Source organism: Escherichia sp. SCLE84, from assembly GCF_012584495.1.
Taxonomy (GTDB): Bacteria; Pseudomonadota; Gammaproteobacteria; order Enterobacterales; family Enterobacteriaceae; genus ECMA0423.
This window is the reverse complement of sequence record NZ_CP051430.1, coordinates 1,246,220-1,259,361: the sequence shown is the minus strand read 5'-3', so window position 1 is coordinate 1,259,361 and position 13,142 is coordinate 1,246,220. Positions and strand designations below refer to the sequence as shown.

Here is a 13,142-nt window from a genome sequence, read left to right as displayed (position 1 = left end):
TTGCTCCTTACAACAGCCCGCAGGCTTCTTCAAAGGACAGACGTGGCAGGCGCGCAAAAAGTTTGCTGCTATCGCCATAGCCGATATTAATCAGCAGATTGCTCTTCAGCGTGCTGCCCGCAAAAAAGGCGTCGTCAACGTGTTGACGGTCAAAACCCGACATCGGGCCGGTATCCAGTCCCAGCGCACGGCAAGCGACGATCAGATAGGCCGCCTGCATGGAACTGTTGCGAAACGCTGTTTCTTCGGCAAGTTGTGGGCTGGAGGTAAACCAACTGCGGGCATCGCCGTGAGGAAACAGTTGCGGTAACCGTTCATAAAATTCACTGTCCCAGGCGACGATAGCGGTGACGGGCGCGGTCAGGGTTTTTTGCAGATTGCCGCTGGAAAGTGCCGGGCGCAGACGTTCTTTTCCTTCTGCCGTGCGGATAAACACGATCCGTGCCGGAGAACAGTTAGCTGATGTCGGCCCCCATTTCATCAGGGCATAAATCTCCCGTAACGTCTCATCGCTGACGGGTGTCTCCCGCCAGCCGTTGTGAGTGCGGGCATCGGTGAACAAGGTGCTAAGCGCACCTGGGCTAACGGCTTCGTTCATAGCAATTCCTTACAGGGCGGCTTCACGGTGATGTAACAGGCTGGCAAGCCCGTTGAGTAACAGAGCATTAAACGTTTCGGGATCGGTCACGTTGCAGGCGTGTCCGCCATAGGGCATCACCATTTTCTGGCTATCGGGCAGGGCGGCATGAAGTTCACTGGAACATGCTGTTGGCACCAGCAGATCATCACTGGCGCAGATGATTTGCACCGGGCAGCGGATGCGATCCGCATGGTGACTAAAGTCAGCGCGTTTGAGGGCGTTAAGTCGACGCAGTAAATTATTTTTGCCCTGAAAATGCGCCAGTGCCAGCGCGTCTTCTGCCTCCAGGCGAGGTACGCGGGCCGCCATCCAGTCGGCGGGATAGAGGAACAACGGCTGCGCTTCCACCCATGCCTGCGCGCCGCCGCTATACAGTAATCGTTCGCGAACCTGAAAACAGCGGCGCGTATGGGCGTTTATTCGTAGCCAGCCGTTAACGCTGACCAGCATAGTTACCGACGCGGGATAATCCAGCGCCAGCTGCATCCCCACCAGCGCACCGAGCGCATGGCCGACCACCGCGTAACGCTCAATCCCTGCGGCTACCAGCGCCTGATGCAGTTCCGCTGCCATCTGGGTGATACTGTAATCTTCTGCCAGCGTGTCGGGATTATTGCCGGTGCCGCGCTGGTCGTAACAGACTACCTGATACTCCTGCTCCAGCACCGCCAGTTGCGGTAACCAGTAACTGCCGCTACCGCCAAGACCCGAAATCAACACCACTACGGGTGCATCAGCATAAGGGGGAGGTGAGAGTGATAGTTTCATCGCGGCCTCACTTGGCGATATGCGCAATTGTGGCGATTTCCACCAGCGCGTCAGGTTTTACCAGTCCGCACTGAATGCAGAATCGCGCCGGTTTATCACCCGGAAAAAACTCGGCGTAGATTTCGTTAATCGCGGCGTAATTTTTCCAGTCGGTAATAAAGATGCTGTTGAAGGTCACATCCGCCATCGTGCCACCCGCCGTCTCGATCACCTTGCGGATAGTTTCCAGAACGTGGCGGGTTTGCGCCTTTGGGTCATCGGCAAACAGCACGTTATTATGTTGATCAAAAGCCAGCGTACCGGAGACATACACCACGCCATCAGCCAGCGTGCCGGGAACGAAGGGGGCCAGCGGTGCGCTGCTGCCAGCGGGAATAATTACGGATTTTGGCATCGTTAAACTCCTTAAGCGATACGAGCAAAGGACGTGGGAGAAAGCGCGTCGCAGAACGTTTCGACGTCGCTGACCCAGCCAAAAAAGGTTTCGATATTGAACAACGCGGCTTTCTGTACAAATTCCGGCCCCGCCTGGTGTGTTGCGTCTTCCAGCACCACGCCGAAATACTCCAGAAAAAAGCCATCGCGTAGCGTCGATTCGACGCAGACGTTGGTAGCGATACCGGTGAAAACCAGATGGCGTATTCCACGGCTGCGCAAAATGCTGTCCAGCGGCGTATTGAAGAAACCGCTGTAGCGCGGCTTCGGCAGCACAATATCGCCAGGCTGCGGCACCAGTTCATCCACCAGTTGATAATCCCAGGAGCCTTTCGCCAGCAATTTCCCCTGCAGCTGCGGCTGCTTACGCATGGTTTTCAGGGCGTTCGATTTATGAAAATTCGGTGAGCCGGGTCCGCCTGCTTCGACATACTGTTCATCCCAGCCATTTTGAAACCAGATGATCAGCATCCCTGCCGCTCGCGCTGCGGTCACGGCGGTTTGAATGTTGGCAATGACCGGGCGAGTGGTTGAGACATCAAACCCGGCGAGATCTAAGTAGCCTCCTGGCGTGGCATAAGCGTTTTGCATATCCACCACGATCAGCGCACTTTGCTGCGGATCGAAGGTAATGGCTTCCGGTCGAGCGGTTAAGGTCGTCATCATGCCACCTCCTGAGTCAGCGCAGGGAGATGGGCGCGGCACTGCATCAGTGGTTGAATGCGCTCGCCGAAGGTTTCGATTCCCGACAGAAAATCATCGAAGGTCAACAGCACGCCTTCGGCACCAGGCACGCTTGCGACTTCATCTAACATGCGCGCGACACTGGCGTAAGAACCGACTAACGTCCCCATATTGATGTTTACCGCCGAAGTGGGATCGGCCATCTGACGGACGTTGGTGTCAGTACCGGAGCGGGTATCTTTCTGACTTTGTTCGGTTAGCCAGCTTAACGCCTTTTCATCCGCGCCCGCTTTGTAGTGTTCCCATTTGGCGCGAGCGGCATCGTCGGTTTCATCGGCAATCACCATAAACAATACATAAGAGCCAACGTCGCGCCCGGTTTGCTCTGCGGCCTGTTTCATCCGCGCAGCGGTCGGGGCGAAAGCCGTGGGTGTATTTACGCCTTTGCCGAAACAGAAGTTGAAATCGGCATACTGGGCGGAGAACGCCATGCCAGCGTCGCTTTGCCCGGCGCAGATCACTTTCATGGGTACACTCGGTTGCGGACTGACGCGACAATCATTCATGGTGAAAAAATCGCCTTTAAAATCGCTTTTCCCCGAGCCCCACAGGTCGCGCAGCACCTGAACATATTCGGTGAGATAGTCGTAACGACGGGAGAAATAGTCATCGCCAGGCCAGATACCCATCTGCTCATACTCGGGCTTTTGCCAGCCAGTCACGAGGTTGACGCCAAAACGCCCGCCAGAGATGGAGTCAATGGTTGCGGCCATACGGGCGACGATTGCCGGAGGTAACGTTAAGGTGGCAGCTGTCGCGTAAATCTGAATGCGTGAGGTGACGGCTGCCAGCCCCGCCATCAAGGTGAACGACTCAAGGTTGTGATCCCAGAACTCAGTTTTGCCGCCAAAGCCACGCAGTTTGATCATCGACAGGGCGAAATCGAAATGGTAGTGCTCCGCTTTTTGCACAATGGCTTTATTCAGTTCAAAGGTCGGCATGTACTGCGGCGCGTGGGTCGAAATGAGCCAGCCGTTGTTGCCAATAGGTACGAATACGCCAATTTTCATCATCAACCTCTCTTCGTCTCGTAAAGTGAAAGTCAGACGGGGCACTGCGTCCTGCATATCCTTTTCAGCCGCGTAATGGCTTGTTTGCAAAGTGGATGCCAGTTTTTAAAAAGTGAATGTTATTAATGTGTTAATGCTAAGTTATCTAAAATATCTGGTAAAAAGTGGACTAAACGGTCAAAACAGTTGCACATAAAACATGCATCCGTGCGCGATGAGAGTGCAGAAGGTCGAGGCCGGACGGGGGTTTTGCTATCCTGTTGCCAATCTACAAGAGGGGAGAGCGCATGACGCAAGGCGCAGTCAAAACAACGGGTAAACGTTCGCGTACAGTAAGCGCGAAGAAAAAAGCGATTCTTAGCGCAGCGCTGGACACTTTTTCACAATTCGGTTTTCACGGCACAAGGCTGGAGCAGATCGCAGAGTTGGCGGGTGTTTCAAAAACCAATCTGCTGTATTACTTTCCGTCAAAAGAGGCGCTGTATATTGCCGTGCTGCGGCAGATTCTCGATATCTGGCTGGCACCGTTAAAAGCGTTTCGTGAAGATTTCGCCCCGCTGGCGGCGATCAAAGAGTACATCCGTCTGAAGCTGGAAGTCTCACGCGATTATCCGCAGGCTTCGCGCCTGTTCTGTATGGAGATGCTGGCAGGCGCGCCGTTGTTAATGGATGAACTGACGGGCGATTTGAAGGCATTAATTGATGAGAAATCGGCGCTGATTGCCGGTTGGGTCAAAAGCGGCAAACTCGCGCCGATTGATCCGCAGCATTTGATTTTTATGATTTGGGCTTCCACTCAACATTACGCCGATTTCGCCCCTCAGGTGGAGGCGGTGACAGGCGCGACGTTGCGCGATGAGGTATTTTTCAATCAAACGGTTGAAAACGTGCAGCGGATTATTATTGAGGGGATTCGACCACGTTAAAGATGCCGGAGGAGGTTGTAACATCCTCCGGCTACCTGTTTAACCTATAGTCATTAAGCTGGCGTTACCGCCAGCGGCAGCGGTATTCACACTCAGCGAACGCTCGATATACAGCCGTTCCAGAAGGATATTGCTTTCGCCACGGGCAAAACCCTGCACCGAAACAATTGCGCCATCCCGCGCGGCAACGGCTTCACACAATGCGCGAAGCTGATCCGAATCACCGTGGAAGATCACCGCATCAAACGGTTGAGCGGTTATATTTTCCGCTTTCGCCAGTTGAATACGTTCGCTGACTGCCGATGGCAATGCCTTCACTAGCTGACGATGCAGCGCGTCATCCGGCCACAGTACCTGGCTGCCCACCGCCAGCACGGCGGCGAGCTGAGTCAGCGCATCCTGCTCATCATCGGCAATACACAACACGCGCTCACGCGGCAGCAGCGTCCAGGTGTTGCGTTCACCCGTCGGCCCCGGCAGCAATCGTTGTGTTCCTGCCTGCGCCAGCTCGCCATATTGCGTACATAACGCCTGCAATTCTGGACGATTTGCTGCCCATTCCCGCAGTGCATTTAGCGGCTGAGTCAATGCGGCTTTCAACTGTGCATCGACCGGATACTCTGCATCCTGACGCGCGAGCGTCACTGCCAGCGCACTTTCCGGGCGATTCGCCAGCAGACGGTAGAGATAGAGCGGACCGCCTGCTTTCGGCCCGGTACCGGACAACCCTTCGCCGCCGAATGGCTGCACACCCACCACTGCGCCCACCATATTACGGTTAACATACAGGTTACCAACATGGGCCGAGCCAGTGACCTGGGCGATGGTTTCATCAATACGCGTATGGACACCAAGCGTCAGACCATAGCCGGAAGCGTTAATCTGCTCGATCAGCTCTGGTAGCTGGTTACGGTTGTAACGCACCACATGCAGCACCGGACCAAAGACCTCTTTTTGCAATTCGGCAAAGTCATCCAGTTCGATCAGCGTCGGGGCGACAAAGGTGCCGCTTTGCCATTCACGGGCATCTTCGCTGTTTTCCCGCACCGCCTGGAACACCGGACGGCCTTTGCTACGCATGGTCTGAATATGGCGCTCAATATTGGCTTTCGCTTCGCTATCAATCACCGGACCGATATCGGTGGTCAGGCGACCCGGATTACCCATCCGGCATTCGGCCATTGCACCGCGCAGCATTTTCAACGTGTGGTCGGCAATCTCATCTTGCAGGCACAGCACGCGCAGTGCCGAACAACGCTGACCCGCACTGTCGAACGCCGAGGCCAGCACATCCACGACGACTTGTTCGGTCAGTGCTGAAGAATCGACAATCATCGCGTTCATGCCGCCGGTTTCAGCGATGAGCGGAATAGGGCGACCCTGAGCGTCCAGGCGGCTGGCGATATTGCGCTGCAGTAACGTAGCGACTTCGGTTGAACCGGTAAACATCACCCCGCGCACGCGATCATCACCCGTCAGTTGCGCGCCCACGGTTTCCCCCTGACCTGGCAGCAATTGCACCACGCCAGGGGGTACACCCGCTTCCAGCAAAATGGCGATCCCTTGCGCGGCAATCAGCGGCGTTTGTTCTGCCGGTTTTGCCAGCACGCTGTTACCTGCCGCCAGTGCGGCAGCGATCTGCCCGGTGAAAATCGCCAGCGGGAAGTTCCACGGACTGATACACACCACAGGCCCTAATGGACGGTGGGTTTCGTTAGCGAAATCATCCCGCACCTGTCCGGCATAGTAGTGGAGAAAATCGACCGCTTCGCGCACTTCGGCAATGGCGTTACTGAAGGTTTTTCCGGCTTCACGCACCAGAATACCAATCAGTTGCTGCATCTGGCTTTCCATTAGCACGGCAGCGCGATGCAAAATCGCCGCGCGTTCAACCGGAGGAGTGGCAAACCAGATTGGCGCGTTATTAACCGCACTTTCCAGCGCCTGTTCTACTTCACGCGGCGTGGCTTCACGCACAAAGCCCACAATATCTTTCGGTTCCGCAGGGTTAATAACGGGCGACATCTCACCTGCCGCTACCGGTTGTTCCAGCATTGGCAAGGCCTGCCATTTTTGCAGTGCACTATTGAGCAGGGCAGAGGAGAGCGAGGCCAGACGGTGTTCGTTAGCGAGATCCAGCCCTGCCGAGTTGTCGCGCCCGTGACCGTAAAGATCGCGCGGCAGGGGAATTTTCGGATGCGGTAATCCAGTTTGCCCTTCCTGTTGCGCCAGTTTTTCTACAGCAGTGACCGGATCGGCGACCAGTTCATCCAGTGGCAAAGAGGTGTCGGCAATACGGTTAACAAACGAGGTGTTAGCACCGTTTTCCAGCAGGCGACGCACCAGATACGCCAGCAGCGTTTCATGTGTGCCAACCGGGGCATAAATACGACACGGTCGGTTAAGTTTACCGTCGGCAACTTTCCCGGTGACCTGCTCGTACAGTGGCTCGCCCATACCATGCAGGCACTGGAACTCGTACTGACCCGGATAGTAGTTCTGACCTGCCAGTTGATAAATCGCTGCCAGCGTATGGGCGTTGTGCGTCGCGAACTGCGGGTAGATTAGATTCGGCACCGCCAGCAGTTTTTTCGCACAGGCGAGATAAGAAACGTCGGTATACACCTTGCGGGTATAAACCGGATAACCTTCAAGGCCGTCCATCTGCGCACGCTTAATTTCACTATCCCAGTACGCGCCTTTCACCAGACGAATCATCAGACGGCGACGGCTACGGGTGGCGAGATCAATCAGGTAATCAATCACCAACGGGCAGCGTTTTTGATAAGCCTGAATAACAAAACCGATGCCGTTCCAGCCTGCCAGTTCCGGCTCGAAACAGAGTTTTTCCAGCAGATCGAGGGAGATCTCCAGACGATCGGCCTCTTCTGCATCGATGTTAATACCAATATCGTACTGACGCGCCAGCAGGGTGAGTGATTTCAGACGTGGGTAAAGCTCTTCCATTACCCGGTCATACTGGGCGCGGCTGTAACGCGGATGCAGCGCCGACAGCTTGATTGAAATGCCTGGACCTTCATAGATGCCACGACCATTGGACGCTTTACCAATGGCGTGAATCGCCTGCTGATAGGAAACCATATATGCCTGTGCATCTGCGGCGGTCAGTGCAGCTTCGCCCAGCATATCGTAAGAGTAACGGAAACCTTTTTCTTCCAGCTTGCGGGCATTGGCTAACGCTTCTGCAATGGTTTCACCCGTGACGAACTGCTCGCCCATCAGGCGCATCGCCATATCCACACCTTTGCGGATCAGCGGTTCACCGCTCTTACCGATAATGCGGTTCAGCGAGCGGGAGAGGCTGGCTTCGTTATGGGTGGAAACCAGTTTGCCGGTAAACAGCAGCCCCCAGGTAGCGGCATTAACAAACAGGGACGGGCTACGACCAATGTGTGACTGCCAGTTACCGTTGCTGATTTTGTCGCGAATTAACGCATCACGGGTGGCTTTGTCGGGAATACGCAACAACGCTTCCGCCAGACACATCAGCGCCACGCCTTCCTGCGATGACAGCGAAAACTCCTGCAATACCCCCTGGACCATACCTGCGCGGCCACTGGCATTTTTTTGATTACGCAGTTTATCGGCCAGTTGATACGCCAGTTTGTGCGCCTGTTCAGCAACTGGCTGCGGCAGGCGGGCTTGTTCCAGCAGCATAGAAACCGCTTCGGTTTCCGGGCGGCGATAGGCCGCGGTGATCGCGGCGCGGGAAACCGACTGGGGCAATATTTGCTCGGCAAAGTCGAGGAATGGCTGGTGTGGTTCCTCTGCCGGAGTCGGTGCTTCATCGCTCTCATTGGCAGCGCCAGAAAGCAGCGCAGGTAGCTCTGGCAGAGTATCGCTGTTTTCCAGTTGTTCGAGATAAGAAAAAATCGCCTGCTTAATTAACCAGTGTGGTGTGCGATCGATACGTGTCGCGGCAGACTTAATACGCTCACGCGTCGCGTCGTCCAGCTTAACCCCCATGGTGGTGGTTCCCATGCCATTACTCCTGTTGTTCTGAAAGGTGCAACTTAACGTTATCGTGAAATATCCATGATGTTGCAACTTTGTGCAACCATGTTAAATGTGACCTGCGTAGCAAGCTTAAAAATGAATGAAATGTTAATAAAAGAAATCGATATGACAGGGATTAAAAAAATAACTCAGACTTTTTCTCTGCGGCAGTTAACATTTTTGAAAGGTGCAACCGCAAAAAATGTGAGAGAGTGCAACCTGATGAAAAATAGTGTCGCTGAGCACTAAAATTTAATGTAAATGGTGTGTTAAATCGATTGTGAATAACCAGCGCTTCCGGCAGGATACGGTCGCCCTGGTAAAACATAAACTCTGTTACCCCGTTCCGGTGGCAGATATAACGGCAAGTTTCGACATTGCCGATAATAATTTTTTGGAGACTTTAGATGGCTATTAGCACACCGATGTTGGTGACATTTTGTGTCTATATCTTTGGCATGATATTGATTGGGTTTATCGCCTGGCGATCAACGAAAAACTTTGACGACTATATTCTGGGCGGTCGTAGTCTTGGGCCATTCGTGACGGCATTATCGGCGGGTGCGTCGGATATGAGCGGCTGGCTGTTAATGGGGTTGCCGGGCGCGGTTTTTCTTTCCGGGATTTCCGAAAGCTGGATCGCCATTGGCCTGACATTAGGCGCGTGGATCAACTGGAAGCTGGTGGCCGGGCGGTTGCGTGTGCATACCGAATACAACAATAACGCCTTAACCCTGCCGGATTATTTCACCGGGCGCTTTGAAGATAAAAGCCGCATTTTGCGCATTATCTCCGCGCTGGTTATTTTGCTGTTCTTCACCATTTATTGCGCTTCGGGCATTGTGGCAGGCGCGCGTCTGTTTGAAAGTACCTTTGGCATGAGCTACGAAACGGCTCTGTGGGCGGGAGCTGCGGCGACGATCCTTTACACCTTTATTGGCGGTTTCCTCGCGGTGAGCTGGACTGATACTGTACAGGCCAGCCTGATGATTTTTGCCCTGATCCTGACACCGGTTATCGTCATTATCAGTGTCGGTGGCTTTGGTGACTCGCTGGAAGTGATCAAACAAAAGAGCATCGAAAACGTTGATATGCTCAAAGGTCTGAACTTTGTTGCCATTATCTCACTGATGGGTTGGGGGCTGGGTTACTTCGGGCAGCCGCACATTCTGGCGCGTTTTATGGCGGCGGATTCTCACCACAGCATTGTCCATGCGCGTCGTATCAGTATGACCTGGATGATCCTCTGCCTGGCAGGGGCGGTGGCTGTCGGCTTCTTTGGGATTGCTTACTTTAATGAGCACCCGGCGGTAGCAGGCGCGGTAAACCAGAACGCCGAGCGCGTGTTTATCGAACTGGCGCAAATTCTGTTTAACCCGTGGATTGCCGGGATTCTGCTGTCGGCAATTCTGGCGGCGGTAATGTCAACGTTAAGCTGCCAGCTGCTGGTGTGCTCCAGTGCGATTACCGAAGATTTATACAAAGCGTTTCTGCGTAAACATGCCAGCCAGAAAGAGCTGGTGTGGGTAGGGCGTGTGATGGTGCTGGTGGTGGCGCTGGTGGCGATTGCGCTGGCGGCAAACCCGGAAAACCGCGTGCTGGGCTTAGTGAGCTACGCGTGGGCAGGCTTTGGCGCGGCGTTTGGTCCGGTGGTGCTGTTCTCGGTGATGTGGTCACGCATGACGCGCAACGGTGCGCTGGCGGGGATGATCATCGGTGCGCTGACGGTTATCGTCTGGAAGCAGTTCGGCTGGCTGGGACTCTACGAAATTATTCCGGGCTTCATCTTCGGCAGTATCGGGATTGTAGTGTTTAGTTTGCTGGGTAAAGCGCCGTCAGCGGCGATGCAAAAACGCTTTGCCGAGGCCGATGCGCACTATCATTCGGCTCCGCCGTCACGGTTGCAGGAAAGCTAAGGGACTTAGCCTGCGGCGGTTTTGTTTGGCTTCAGCAGCGGGTTGCGCTCCCTTAATGTGCCTCGCCATATAAATTGAATGGTGCAGGGAGCGCGCAGGGGGCGGCCAATCGCCGCGGCCCCCTGCACCCCCGGGCTCTGGCGAACAAAATCGCCGCTGCGCGGTACCTTCAGCTTATCCCCTTCGGCTACCGGGTCGGGCGCGAGGTAACGTCCTGTAAGACGCGCCCTCAGCCCACATCCATGTGGGCTGCCCCGGCCTTCGGGGAACGCTTCAGCGATTTTGACGCCACCAACACCCGCGCTGTTCTTATGTTCCGGGCAAAAAGTTAGATTTGATAATCGAGGATGGACGAAATTGCTTGATACACCCGCTTATCAGTTTTACATGGAAGTTTTGATGTATTGAGTCAGGACGGTTTTGTCGGCTGGATACGGCGTTTACGCGGCATCCGGCAAGAACACATGGCTCGTTGTAAACAATCCCATCTTTGTACCTGGAATAATCGTTTATATCCCCTGGCATTACCTCTCTTTGTTTACATTTCAACATCATTTTATAAACATTCCGCTTGTATTTTTCTTTACCGTAATGATAATCGCTATCACTGCGATTTACTTTTCTTTGCATAGATTGACTCAGAAAAACGTTTAAGGGTGGGTGGCATGTTTGTTCCGTTTCTCATTATGTTGCGCGAAGGACTTGAAGCCGCGCTGATTGTCAGTTTGATTGCCAGCTATCTTAAGCGTACCCAGCGAGGCCGATGGATTGGTGTGATGTGGATTGGCGTGTTGCTTGCCGCTGCGTTGTGCCTGGGCTTGGGGATCTTCATTAACGAAACCACCGGCGAATTTCCGCAAAAAGAGCAGGAACTGTTTGAAGGTATCGTGGCGGTGATCGCCGTGGTGATCCTTACCTGGATGGTTTTCTGGATGCGCAAAGTGTCGCGCAACGTCAAAGTACAACTGGAGCAGGCAGTCGATAGCGCATTGCAGCGTGGAAATCATCATGGCTGGGCGCTGGTGATGATGGTCTTTTTTGCCGTTGCAAGGGAAGGGCTGGAGTCGGTCTTTTTCCTGCTGGCGGCATTTCAACAAGATGTCGGGATCTGGCCGCCGCTGGGTGCAATGCTCGGTCTTGCTACTGCCGTGGTGCTAGGCTTCCTGCTCTACTGGGGCGGTATTCGCCTCAATCTTGGTGCATTTTTTAAATGGACCAGCCTGTTTATTCTCTTCGTCGCCGCAGGGCTGGCAGCTGGTGCCATTCGCGCATTTCATGAAGCCGGATTGTGGAACCACTTTCAGGAAATCGCCTTCGATATGAGTGCGGTGCTCTCAACTCACTCGCTGTTTGGCACGCTGATGGAAGGGATTTTTGGCTATCAGGAAGCGCCGAGCGTCAGCGAAGTCGCCGTCTGGTTTATTTATCTCATCCCGGCGCTGGTGGCATTTGCTCTGCCACCACGCGCAGGGGCGACAGCGTCTCGCTCCGCGTAACAAATACGACGCAAAATCTTGCTTAGTTACAACATACTTTAAAGGGATAGTCTCGTCATGACCATTAACTTCCGCCGTAACGCATTGCAGTTGAGCGTGGCTGCGCTGTTTTCTTCTGCTTTTATGGCTAACGCCGCTGATGTGCCGCAGGTCAAAGTGACCGTGACGGATAAGCAGTGCGAACCGATGACCATTACGGTTAACGCCGGGAAAACACAGTTCATTATTCAGAACCATAGCCAGAAGGCGCTGGAGTGGGAGATCCTCAAAGGCGTGATGGTGGTGGAAGAGCGGGAAAATATCGCCCCTGGTTTTAGCCAGAAAATGACGGCGAATTTACAGCCTGGCGAATACGATATGACCTGCGGTCTGCTGACTAACCCGAAAGGGAAGTTGATCGTCAAAGGTGAGGCAACGGCGGATGCGGCGCAAAGTGATGCGCTGTTAAGTCTTGGTGGTGCAATTACTGCATATAAAGCGTATGTCATGGCGGAAACCACGCAGCTGGTGACCGACACCAAAGCCTTTACCGACGCGATTAAAGCTGGCGATATCGAAAAAGCGAAAGCACTGTATGCGCCGACGCGCCAGCACTATGAGCGCATTGAACCGATTGCTGAACTGTTCTCCGATCTGGATGGCAGCATTGACGCCCGTGAAGATGATTACGAGCAAAAAGCCGCCGACCCAAAATTCACTGGTTTCCACCGCCTGGAAAAAGCATTGTTTGGCGACAACACCACCAAAGGGATGGATCAGTACGCTGAGCAGCTTTATACAGATGTGGTCGATTTGCAAAAACGCATCAGTGAACTGGCTTTCCCACCTTCAAAAGTGGTCGGCGGCGCAGCCGGACTGATTGAGGAAGTGGCAGCCAGCAAAATCAGCGGTGAAGAAGATCGCTACAGCCACACCGATCTGTGGGATTTCCAGGCTAACGTTGAAGGCTCGCAGAAAATTGTCGATCTGCTGCGTCCACAACTGCAAAAAGCCAACCCGGAACTGTTGGCAAAAGTCGATGCCAACTTTAAAAAGGTCGATACCATTCTGGCGAAATACCGTACTAAAGACGGTTTCGAAACCTACGACAAATTGACCGATGCCGACCGGAATGCGCTGAAAGGGCCGATTACTGCGCTGGCGGAAGATCTGGCGCAACTTCGCGGTGTGCTGGGACTGGATTAAGCGTT

At 54.1% G+C, this 13,142-nt stretch carries 11 protein-coding genes; 5 read left to right on the top strand and 6 right to left on the bottom strand.

Features of this window, described 5'->3' with window-relative positions:
• Positions 1–7 precede the first annotated feature (7 nt).
• The 5 genes from HGD79_RS06345 to rutA are packed head-to-tail and all read right to left on the bottom strand — an operon-like array spanning position 8 to position 3,597.
• The gene (locus HGD79_RS06345) at positions 8–598 is read right to left on the bottom strand and encodes a malonic semialdehyde reductase (RefSeq protein WP_001001171.1); all 591 of its coding nucleotides are present in this window, start codon (positions 596–598) and stop codon (positions 8–10) included.
• Between the two features lie 9 nt (positions 599–607).
• On the bottom strand, positions 608–1,408 hold the full coding sequence (rutD, locus tag HGD79_RS06340; RefSeq protein WP_096147329.1) for a pyrimidine utilization protein D: 801 nt from the start codon (positions 1,406–1,408) through the stop codon (positions 608–610).
• A 7-nt stretch (positions 1,409–1,415) separates the two neighbouring features.
• Positions 1,416–1,802, bottom strand: coding sequence for a 3-aminoacrylate deaminase (rutC, locus tag HGD79_RS06335; protein WP_001126780.1), 387 nt, complete (start codon positions 1,800–1,802; stop codon positions 1,416–1,418).
• Between the two features lie 11 nt (positions 1,803–1,813).
• Complete coding sequence (gene rutB, locus HGD79_RS06330) at positions 1,814–2,506, bottom strand: peroxyureidoacrylate/ureidoacrylate amidohydrolase RutB (protein ID WP_001345643.1); 693 nt, start codon at positions 2,504–2,506, stop codon at positions 1,814–1,816.
• Entirely contained in the window at positions 2,506–3,597 is a 1,092-nt protein-coding gene (rutA, locus tag HGD79_RS06325) for a pyrimidine utilization protein A (protein WP_124074553.1), read from the bottom strand. Before rutA ends, rutB begins: the two co-directional genes overlap by 1 nt.
• A 287-nt stretch (positions 3,598–3,884) precedes the next feature.
• Here rutA and rutR point away from each other — a divergent pair, with 287 nt between their 5' ends.
• Positions 3,885–4,523: an HTH-type transcriptional regulator RutR gene (rutR, locus tag HGD79_RS06320; RefSeq protein WP_001295606.1), complete on the top strand. Its 639-nt coding sequence runs from the start codon at positions 3,885–3,887 to the stop codon at positions 4,521–4,523.
• 39 nt (positions 4,524–4,562) lie between these two features.
• Here rutR and putA read toward each other — a convergent pair whose 3' ends face one another.
• Complete coding sequence (putA, locus tag HGD79_RS06315) at positions 4,563–8,525, bottom strand: trifunctional transcriptional regulator/proline dehydrogenase/L-glutamate gamma-semialdehyde dehydrogenase (RefSeq protein ID WP_139496397.1); 3,963 nt, start codon at positions 8,523–8,525, stop codon at positions 4,563–4,565.
• Positions 8,526–8,579: 54 nt separating this feature from the next.
• On the opposite strand from putA, the gene HGD79_RS06310 reads away from it, so the two are divergent.
• The 4 genes from HGD79_RS06310 to efeO all read left to right on the top strand — a co-directional run bounded on the left by HGD79_RS06310 (position 8,580) and on the right by efeO (position 13,137).
• Positions 8,580–8,789 (top strand): hypothetical protein, encoded by a 210-nt coding sequence (locus tag HGD79_RS06310; RefSeq protein ID WP_000979516.1) that lies wholly within the window; start codon positions 8,580–8,582, stop codon positions 8,787–8,789.
• Between the two features lie 158 nt (positions 8,790–8,947).
• Positions 8,948–10,456: a sodium/proline symporter PutP gene (gene putP, locus HGD79_RS06305; RefSeq protein WP_001018486.1), complete on the top strand. Its 1,509-nt coding sequence runs from the start codon at positions 8,948–8,950 to the stop codon at positions 10,454–10,456.
• Positions 10,457–11,121: 665 nt separating this feature from the next.
• On the top strand, positions 11,122–11,952 hold the full coding sequence (efeU, locus tag HGD79_RS06300; RefSeq protein WP_000497942.1) for an iron uptake transporter permease EfeU: 831 nt from the start codon (positions 11,122–11,124) through the stop codon (positions 11,950–11,952).
• Between the two features lie 57 nt (positions 11,953–12,009).
• Positions 12,010–13,137 (top strand): iron uptake system protein EfeO, encoded by a 1,128-nt coding sequence (gene efeO, locus HGD79_RS06295; RefSeq protein WP_000154398.1) that lies wholly within the window; start codon positions 12,010–12,012, stop codon positions 13,135–13,137.
• Positions 13,138–13,142: the final 5 nt, after the last annotated feature.

Coding starts and splice junctions, on each gene's coding strand:
- putA (WP_139496397.1), bottom strand. CDS start 8,525: ATGGGAACCACCACCATGGGGGTTAAGCTGGACGACGCGACGCGTGAG.
- efeO (WP_000154398.1), top strand. CDS start 12,010: ATGACCATTAACTTCCGCCGTAACGCATTGCAGTTGAGCGTGGCTGCG.
- rutD (WP_096147329.1), bottom strand. CDS start 1,408: ATGAAACTATCACTCTCACCTCCCCCTTATGCTGATGCACCCGTAGTG.
- rutA (WP_124074553.1), bottom strand. CDS start 3,597: ATGAAAATTGGCGTATTCGTACCTATTGGCAACAACGGCTGGCTCATT.
- HGD79_RS06310 (WP_000979516.1), top strand. CDS start 8,580: ATGATGTTGCAACTTTGTGCAACCATGTTAAATGTGACCTGCGTAGCA.
- rutR (WP_001295606.1), top strand. CDS start 3,885: ATGACGCAAGGCGCAGTCAAAACAACGGGTAAACGTTCGCGTACAGTA.
- putP (WP_001018486.1), top strand. CDS start 8,948: ATGGCTATTAGCACACCGATGTTGGTGACATTTTGTGTCTATATCTTT.
- efeU (WP_000497942.1), top strand. CDS start 11,122: ATGTTTGTTCCGTTTCTCATTATGTTGCGCGAAGGACTTGAAGCCGCG.
- rutC (WP_001126780.1), bottom strand. CDS start 1,802: ATGCCAAAATCCGTAATTATTCCCGCTGGCAGCAGCGCACCGCTGGCC.
- rutB (WP_001345643.1), bottom strand. CDS start 2,506: ATGACGACCTTAACCGCTCGACCGGAAGCCATTACCTTCGATCCGCAG.
- HGD79_RS06345 (WP_001001171.1), bottom strand. CDS start 598: ATGAACGAAGCCGTTAGCCCAGGTGCGCTTAGCACCTTGTTCACCGAT.